General features: G+C 44.4%; 8 protein-coding genes. 7 read left to right on the forward strand and 1 reads right to left on the reverse strand.

The window, feature by feature from the left end; translation table 11 throughout:
• The coding region (locus tag L650_RS0109965; RefSeq protein WP_029773015.1) for an ATP-binding cassette domain-containing protein at positions 1 to 996 on the reverse strand (996 nt) is incomplete at its 3' end.
• Between the two features lie 200 nt (positions 997 to 1196).
• On the opposite strand from L650_RS0109965, the gene xdhA reads away from it, so the two are divergent.
• The 7 genes from xdhA to L650_RS23725 all read left to right on the forward strand — a co-directional run.
• Positions 1197 to 2696 (forward strand): xanthine dehydrogenase small subunit, encoded by a 1500-nt coding sequence (gene xdhA, locus L650_RS0109975; RefSeq protein WP_029773016.1) that lies wholly within the window; start codon positions 1197 to 1199, stop codon positions 2694 to 2696.
• Positions 2683 to 5022, forward strand: a complete 2340-nt coding sequence (gene xdhB, locus L650_RS0109980) for a xanthine dehydrogenase molybdopterin binding subunit (protein WP_029773017.1) — start codon at positions 2683 to 2685, stop codon at positions 5020 to 5022. The genes xdhA and xdhB overlap by 14 nt, the downstream gene beginning before the upstream one ends.
• Complete coding sequence (xdhC, locus tag L650_RS0109985; protein ID WP_029773018.1) at positions 5015 to 5905, forward strand: xanthine dehydrogenase accessory protein XdhC; 891 nt, start codon at positions 5015 to 5017, stop codon at positions 5903 to 5905. The genes xdhB and xdhC overlap by 8 nt, the downstream gene beginning before the upstream one ends.
• Positions 5902 to 6372, forward strand: a complete 471-nt coding sequence (gene uraD, locus L650_RS0109990; protein ID WP_223230562.1) for a 2-oxo-4-hydroxy-4-carboxy-5-ureidoimidazoline decarboxylase — start codon at positions 5902 to 5904, stop codon at positions 6370 to 6372. Before xdhC ends, uraD begins: the two co-directional genes overlap by 4 nt.
• 25 nt (positions 6373 to 6397) lie before the next feature.
• Entirely contained in the window at positions 6398 to 6736 is a 339-nt protein-coding gene (gene uraH / locus L650_RS0109995; RefSeq protein ID WP_029773019.1) for a hydroxyisourate hydrolase, read from the forward strand.
• A gap of 2 nt (positions 6737 to 6738) precedes the next feature.
• Positions 6739 to 8103 carry a guanine deaminase gene (gene guaD / locus L650_RS0110000; RefSeq protein ID WP_029773020.1) on the forward strand — a complete coding sequence of 455 codons (1365 nt, stop codon included), beginning with the start codon at positions 6739 to 6741 and terminating at the stop codon, positions 8101 to 8103.
• 4 nt (positions 8104 to 8107) lie between these two features.
• A partial coding sequence (locus tag L650_RS23725; protein ID WP_164835552.1) for a urate hydroxylase PuuD occupies positions 8108 to 8210 on the forward strand: 103 nt, incomplete at its 3' end.

Here is an 8210-nt window from a genome sequence, read left to right on the forward strand (position 1 = left end):
CCTGCGCCTTTTTAGAGGGCATAACGCATCAACAGCGGTATTTTTAAATTTTATTGCGTTGCTATTTTTTTGTGGCTCCTCTCCCGAAAGCGCTTTTAATAGCTCCTCTTGCCCATTACCGGCAACCCCTGCAATACCGACTATTTCGCCTTGTTGTACGGCAAAGTTCACGTTTTTAAGCGCAATATCAAATAACGCCTGCGCACTGGTTGATAAGTTATCGACTGTTAAAAAATCACCTGTGCCAGTCGCTCTGCGTGTTTGGTTACTTATTGGCGTGCTGTCGCCTACCATTAAGCGAGCTATTGATTCGCTGGTTTCGTTTTTAGGAATGCAATGCCCACTTACTTTGCCGGAGCGCAAAATAGTGGCGCTGTCGCAAAGCGCAATAACTTCATGCAACTTATGGCTAATAAACAACACCGAGCAGCCTTCTTCTTTAAGCGAATGCAGGGTTTTAAACAGTGCATCTACTTCTTGCGGAGTGAGTACCGAGGTGGGTTCATCTAAAATAAGCAGTTGAATATCTAATAATAAACACCTGACTATTTCTACCCGTTGGCGCTCGCCCGTTGAAAGCGTAGACACTAACCTGTGTGGGTCCAGCGGCATGCCGTACCTAGCCGATGTTTTACTAATTCTGCTAGCAAGTGTGCTGCTATGCCCTGCTAAATCGCCCAGCGCTAACGCGATATTTTGCGCAACTGTTAGGGTTTCAAATAACGAAAAATGCTGAAACACCATACCTATGCCTAATTCGCGGGCATCGGCGGGTTCTTTTATGTCCATTTTACGACCATTAAAAAACATGTCCCCTTGGTCAGGTTTAACTACACCGTAAAGCATTTTCATTAACGTGCTTTTACCCGCGCCGTTTTCACCAAGCAGGGCATGCACCTCACCATGTTTTATTTTTATTGTTACGCCGTCGTTGGCTATACATCCGGGGTACTGCTTTGTCATTCCCTGCATAGTAAGGCGGTATTTATTGTCCATTATTTAAACCTTTCTTTGTGCTTGTTGGTTAAATAAGCTAGCCTAGAAACTTAGCTGACCAAGCGGTCAACAATGGCATGGTATCTGCAATTAACTTACCAAGATGAAAAAGTTTTTTTCTTAGCAGTACCAAAACAACAAGAAAAAATATACGCCAAGCCTTTACATATCAGGGCTTTATAAAAGTTAAGGGGGTCTGTGTGATTACGTTTTTATTAAATGACACGCCAATAGAAGTAGAAGAATGCGCGCCGAATCTCACCATTTTGGACTGGCTTCGCACCAAAAAAGGGAAAATGGGCACCAAAGAAGGGTGTGCAACAGGCGATTGTGGCGCATGCACAATTTTAGTTGGCGAAGAAAAACTAAATTCAAACGGTGAGCCAGTTTGGCACTATAAAACCATGAATAGCTGCCTGCTTTTATTAGGTAATGCACACGCAAAACACATAGTAACCGTAGAGGCTGTAACAACAGGGCTTTACCCTACACTTAACGATTTACATCCAGTGCAACGCGCATTGGTTGAGTGCCATGGTTCGCAATGTGGTTTTTGTACCCCTGGCATAATAATGAGCATGTTGGCGCTTTATATTAATAACCCGAGTTACCCAGGTAAAAAAGCCGCTATTCATGCGCTAGGGGGAAATTTATGTCGTTGTACGGGTTACAGCCCTGTTTTACTTGCAGTTGAAAAAGCTTATAGCTACGAGCGTAAAAATGAGCCTTACTCTGCCATGGCGGCACAATTTAAGGCATCACTAAATATAGGTGATGACATTCCTTGTTTAAAAAATGGACCTCGTACGTTTTATTTACCGCAAAGTGCAGCGCAACTTGTTGAGCTTAAAGCGCGTTACCCACAGGCACACTTGGTTGCTGGTGGCACCGACTTTGCCATTGAGCTTAGCCAAAACATGCTATTGCCCGATATTATTATATCGCTTAGCCAAACCAGTGAGCTGTGCACTTTAAGCGATAACAGCGGCGAGCTACATATCGGTGCAGCACTCCCTTACAGCCAATTTGTTGAAGCGTTTTACACTTACTACCCTGAGTCTAAAGAGCTGTTTGAACGCCTTGGCTCTAACCAAGTACGTAACAGTGGCACCTTAGGTGGCAGCATAGGAAACGCCTCTCCTATTGGCGATCCAGCCCCTTTACTCATTGCACTTAATGCCACCTTAGATTTATTAAGCACTGCAGGCACACGCACAATAAACGTGGCCGACTACTTTGTTGATTACAAAAAAACAGTCATTAAAAGCGATGAAGTCATTAGCAAAATTACCGTACCTAAACGCCCAGACTCGTTAAAGCTTGCGTGTCATAAAATTTCAAAACGCTTTGAAGATGATATATCTACTGTGTGTTTAGTGCTGGCTATAGAGCAAACGCAAGGCGTAATTAGCAATGCCCGCTGCGCCATGGGCGGTATGGCTGCAATACCCAAACGCGCCGCGCACATAGAGCAAAAACTTAATACTCAACCCCTACAAGTAAGCACATTTATAGATGCCGCTAGTGCTATAAATGATGACTTTGCTCCCATGAGCGATGTACGCAGCAGCGCGCATTACCGCACTACGGTAAGCAAAAACTTGCTACAGCGTATTGGTATTGAGTTTTGCGGTGCACAGCCAAGCAGTAAAAATAATAACAACATTGCCATTACGAGGATTTCACATGCGTCACTTTGAAATGGATAAACTAAAAGCCCAAGGCGGAAGTGTTGGCCAATCTAAGTATCACGAAAGCGCAATAAAACAAGTATGTGGCAATGCAAACTACGCCGACGATAACCCTGAGCCCCATGGCTGCTTGCACGCCTATCCAGTGCTTGCGCCTATTACCAGCGGCTTTATTAAATCAATTGATACAAGTAAAGCGCTTGAAGTGGCAGGCGTTAAACGTATTTTATCAGCTGATGATGTACCCGGTAAGCTTGATATTGGCCCAGTATTCCCTGGGGATGTGCTATTAACCAATCACGAAATTCAATACCACGGACAACCTGTGCTAGTAGTGGTTGCCAAAAGCTACGCCATTGCGCGCCGCGCTGCTCGCTTAGTGGTTATAGAATGCGAGCAAACCCCCCCCATACTTGATATTAAAGAAGCGATTAATAAAGAGCACTGGGTAAGGCCGCCACATTCACTTAACCGCGGTAATAGCGAGCAAGCCATTAATAATGCAACCCACCAACTTAAAGGCGAAATACACATAGGCGGGCAAGAACACTTTTACCTTGAGGGGCAAATAGCACTTGCTCAGCCCGATAACGACGGTGGGATTCATGTTCAATGTTCTACCCAGCACCCAACAGAGGTGCAGCACTTAGTTGCTAAAATTTTAAAAAAGCCATTTAGCTTTGTAAACGTAGAAACCCGCCGTATGGGCGGAGCCTTTGGCGGTAAAGAAACTCAAGGCGCACCGTGGGCTTGCCTTGCAGCACTTGCAGTTTACTACCTTGGCTGCGCCGTTAAAATGCGCCTAGCCCGCAGCGACGACTTTAAACTTACCGGTAAACGCCATCCATTTTATAATCAATACCATGTAGGGTTTGACGAAAATGGCCTGATTGAAGGCGCTGATGTAACTGTAAATGGGTTTTGTGGTTATTCGCCTGATTTATCTGATGCTATTGTCGACCGTGCAATGTTTCATGCTGATAACGCTTATTACTACCCAGCTGCCACCATTAAAGGGAATCGCTGTAAAGTAAACACCGTAAGCCACACTGCATTTAGAGGATTTGGTGGCCCGCAAGGCATGATCATGGGCGAGCTAATAATGGACGACATAGCCGCTAAATTAGGTAAAGACCCGCTTGAGATCCGAAAACTTAATTTATACAAAAAAGGCCGCGACACCACGCCGTATCATCAAACAGTAGAGCAGCATATTTTAAAAGATATGATAAGCCAGCTTGAGGAGTCGGGTGATTACTGGGCGCGAAAAAAGGCAATTAAAACCTTTAACGCATCATCGCCTATAATCAAAAAAGGCCTTGCGATGACGCCGGTTAAATACGGTATATCGTTTACCGTACAGCACTTAAACCAAGCGGGTGCACTCGTACATGTTTATAGTGATGGATCAATTCATTTAAACCATGGCGGCACCGAAATGGGCCAAGGGCTTAATACAAAAATAGCGCAAATAGTAGCCCATGGCTTTGGCGTTGATTTTGACGCAGTAAGCATAAGCGCTACTCGTACCGACAAAGTACCAAACACCTCGCCAACCGCCGCATCAAGCGGGACTGACTTAAATGGCATGGCGGCGCTAAACGCGGTAAATACCATAAAAGAGCGTTTAATAAACTTTATAAGTGAGCACTTTGAAGTAGACAGCCAAAGTATTGTATTTAAAGATAATCTCATTACCTTTAGCAAAGGCGAAATTAGCTTTAGCGAACTTGCAAACCTTGCTTACATGAATCGTATATCGCTTTCATCAACCGGTTATTACGCCACGCCTAAAATTCATTACGATAGAGCGAAAGGCGAAGGCCGGCCATTTTTTTACTACGCACACGGCGTAGCGCTCAGTGAAGTAGAAGTAGATACGCTGACAGGCGAAAACACCGTAACCCGCGTTGATATACTGCACGATGTGGGCAGCTCAATTAACCCTGCACTTGATATAGGCCAAATTGAAGGGGCTTTTGTACAAGGTATGGGCTGGCTTACCACCGAAGACTTAAAATGGAATGATAAAGGCCAGCTTGCAAGCTTTGGCCCTGCTAACTACAAAATTCCTGCAATTGGCGATACCCCAGCCGAATTTAATGTAAATTTATATAACTCAGCAAACCCAGAAACCACGGTATTTAGATCAAAAGCGGTTGGCGAGCCGCCGTTTATGTTGGCCTTTAGTGTGTGGAGTGCTATTCGTAATGCCATAAGCAGTGTGGCCGATTACAAATACACCGCCCCACTTGATACACCTGCTACACCTGAGCGTGTATTAAATGCAATTGAGCAAACCGCTAGCTGGTTTAAGGAGCAGCAACATGGCTAATTTAAATGAGTCGTTTCAGGGTTTTCATACGCAAAATTGGGCACAAGCTATAAACGAGCACGAACAAAGCGGCACTAATTATGTTATTGCCACTGTGCTTGGCACCAATGGCTCAACCCCACGTGGCACAGGCTCTAAAATGGTAATAAGTGGAGAGCACATTTACGACACCCTTGGCGGTGGACACCTTGAATACGTAGTAATAGAAAAAGCACGCGAGCTACTTGCCAAGGGCGAGGCAGCGCAAGTGATAGAGCAATTTAACCTAGGCGCAAATTTAGGCCAATGCTGCGGGGGAGCTGCCACCGTTATGCTTGAGTGCATGCAATGCGAGCGCTTTACCCTCGACATATACGGCGCAGGCCATGTAGCACAGGCGCTTATTGGTATAATGGCGCAATTACCGATGCGTATACGCTGGATAGATAGCCGCGCAGATGTATTCCCACAAGTTATTCCTAATAACGTAATAAAAGTGGTTGATGAAGAACCAACAGAGCAAGTTAAACGCGCGCCAAAGGCTAACAATTACTTAATATTAACCCATAACCACCAGCTCGACTTTGCGCTTACACAAGCCATTATTAAACGCGCTGATGCCAATTGGCTTGGTGTTATTGGCTCAGATACTAAAGCAAAACGCTTTAAACAGCGCTTAGCCCATCGCGATTTTACCACCGAGCAAATAAAGCAAATGACCTGCCCTGTTGGGCTTGAAAATGTAACGGGCAAGCTCCCTATGGAAGTAGCAATATCAATTAGCGGGCAGTTAATTGGGCTTTATCAGGCTATGCAAACCCATGCGCCCAAACGCCAAGGCCTGCAATGGCGTGCACTTAAAAATGCCTTAATTAGCACCACGCACGAGGAAGAAAACGCATGAGTAGCTTAAAAATTAACGACCTAAATGCACCGCAAGCGCATCAAGCATTAGAGCATTGCTGCGCCGCCCCTAACTGGGTAAGCGGTATGCTAAATATCATGCCATTTGAAAATAAAGAGCACTTATTTAACAGCGCACAAAGCGTATGGGATAGCCTAGGCGAAAGCGATTATTTAGCCGCTTTTGAAGGCCACCCGCAAATAGGCGATTTATCAACATTAAGTAAAAAGTACGCCGCTACAGCGCAAAAAGCGGGGCACGAACAATCAGGAATGAGTAAAGCAAACGAGCAAACCCTTAAAAAAATGATTGCGCTAAATAAAGAATACCTCAGTAAATTTGGCTTTATATTTATTGTGTGTGCCAGTGGTAAAAGTGCTGAGCAAATGCTTGAACTTATTGAGCAGCGCATACACAACACCCGCAGCACGGAGCTTAATATAGCCGCGGGNAACAAGCCAAAATAACAAAAATAAGATTGGAGTCATTGCTATGAATAAAAGCCCTATCACTACCCATATTTTAGATACCAGTACAGGCAAACCGGCTGAAAATGTAGCTGTACAATTGTTTTTACTCACTAATAACGAGTGGCAATTAATAGCTCAAGGTAAAACAAATAGCGACGGGCGAATTACCGACTGGCTCAACACAGACGTAGAATTTGCAACCTATAAACTGGTTTTTGACTTAGATAGCTATTATGAAAACCAAGAAACACCTGCGTTTTACCCAGAGGCGCAAATTACCTTTAGATTACAAGATCAAAAACACCATCATATTCCGTTATTGCTTAGCCCATTTGGCTACTCAACGTACAGAGGCAGCTAATTATGAGCACCCACAACAATAATAAAATAACCGTAATTTGTGCCAACATACTCGATTTTGTTGACGACCCCGCCATAACAGGCGAAAGCGCCCATCGCTATTTTGAAAAAGGCGCGTTAGTTATTCAAAACGGCAAAGTGGTTAACCTTGGTTACGAGCAAGACATACTGCCAAGCATTGATAAGTCAGCCACTATTATTCGCCACGATGGTAAATTAGTAATGCCCGGCATGATAGACACGCACATACATTTGCCGCAAACCGAAATGGTCGGCGCGTATGGCGAGCAGCTTTTAAGTTGGCTCACCGAATACGCCTTCCCCACTGAAAAAAAGTTTACCTGTGAGCATTATTCAAAAGATATATCTAATCGCTTTTTAGACGAGCTACTGCGTAATGGCACCACTACCGCATTGGTATTTGGGACTGTGCACCCGCAATCGGTGGATGCATTTTTTAACGAATCTCAAAAACGTAATTTACGCATGATTGCCGGTAAGGTGATGATGGACAGAAACTGCCCTGTCGATTTATCAGATTGCGCGCAAACCAGTTACGATCAATCAAAAGCACTGATAGAAAAATGGCATAATGTTGATAGATTAAGCTATGCAGTAACGCCACGTTTTGCGCCCACATCAACCCCACAGCAACTACAAAAATGTACTCAATTATTAGAAGAATACCCCGACACCTACCTGCATACCCACTTATCTGAAAACAAAGACGAGTGCGAATGGGTAAAAGGGTTATTTCCCGATGCCGATGACTACTTAAGTGTTTACGAGCAAGCTAAAATGGTGCGTAAACGCTCTGTATTTGCTCATAGTATCCACTTATCTGAGCGCGAGCTTTGCTGCCTTGCAGATAACAACGCGGCTATTTCTCACTGCCCTACCTCTAACTTATTTTTAGGCTCGGGCCTTTTAAATTTAAAGAGATGTGAAGAGCATGGAATAAATGTGGGTATGGGTACCGATGTTGGCGCAGGCACAAGTTTTTCTATGCTACAAACAGGTAACGAAGCGTACAAAATTCAGCAGCTACAGGGTCAAAAGTTCTCAGCATTTAAAGGGTTTTATTTAGCCACCCTAGGCGGCGCGCGTGCCCTTGATTTAGAAGGCACCATAGGTAACTTTAATGAAGGCTGCGAGGCCGACTTTATTGTAATGGATTACGCGGCCACCTCGTTTTTAAAATTCAGAATTGGCCATGCCAAAACCCTTCACGAACAGCTTTTTGCCATGATGATGCTAGGCGACGACCGCTGTATTGAACAAACCTACATTATGGGTAAAAGCGTGTATAAACGCGACCAACAAGCCCAGTTTGCAGCCACACCCACACCCGATTTAGAAGAGGCATAACCCGATGGAAAACTATTTATTTGAGCTTGCTCATTTGGTGTTTAGATACTTTCACGTGGTAGCAGGTATAGCGTGGATAGGCGCCTCATTTTATTTTGTGTGGCTTG

This window comes from Pseudoalteromonas sp. TB51 (assembly GCF_000498055.1).
Lineage (GTDB): Bacteria > Pseudomonadota > Gammaproteobacteria > Enterobacterales > Alteromonadaceae > Pseudoalteromonas > Pseudoalteromonas atlantica.

Bases quoted from the DNA above. Each gene is read 5' to 3' on its own strand.
- xdhB (WP_029773017.1), top strand. From the start codon at position 2,683: ATGCGTCACTTTGAAATGGATAAACTAAAAGCCCAAGGCGGAAGTGTT.
- xdhC (WP_029773018.1), top strand. From the start codon at position 5,015: ATGGCTAATTTAAATGAGTCGTTTCAGGGTTTTCATACGCAAAATTGG.
- uraH (WP_029773019.1), top strand. From the start codon at position 6,398: ATGAATAAAAGCCCTATCACTACCCATATTTTAGATACCAGTACAGGC.
- guaD (WP_029773020.1), top strand. From the start codon at position 6,739: ATGAGCACCCACAACAATAATAAAATAACCGTAATTTGTGCCAACATA.